Raw genomic sequence first — 372 nt, 5'->3', positions numbered from 1 at the left:
GTCGAGCAGTTCGCCGGCGAGCCCGAAACCTGGTTCGCCGCGGGCGCCGCCGACGGTTTCACGCTGATGCCGCCACTGGTGCCCGATCAGCTCGACGCGCTCGTGGACGGCGTCGTGCCGATCCTGCGCGAGCGCGGCCTCTTCCGCGAGGCATACGAGGCGACCACCCTGCGTGGGCACTACGGCATCCCGGAGCCCGAGGCTCCGATCGGACGCGCGCGCGAGCGGGTGCCCGCGTGAGCGCGGCCGTACTGACCCGCGTCGGCCTCGGCGCGAGTGCGGGCACCGCTGCTCGGGTCGCGTGGCGCATCGCCCGCTCCCTCATCTCGCTCGTGCTCGTGCTGTTCGTCACCGCGTCGCTCACCTGCGTGG

The 372-nt window shown here is 73.7% G+C and carries 1 pseudogene; it reads left to right on the top strand.

The features are described 5' to 3' along the window. A pseudogene (locus AMS65_RS19855) lies at positions 1-240 on the top strand (LLM class flavin-dependent oxidoreductase); the annotation flags it as partial. Positions 241-372 lie beyond the last annotated feature (132 nt).

Source organism: Leucobacter celer subsp. astrifaciens (assembly GCF_001273835.1).
In the GTDB taxonomy this organism is placed as follows: Bacteria; Actinomycetota; Actinomycetes; order Actinomycetales; family Microbacteriaceae; genus Leucobacter; species Leucobacter celer.
Note: the sequence above shows the minus strand (reverse complement) of the source record. Positions and strands in the feature narration are given on the sequence as shown.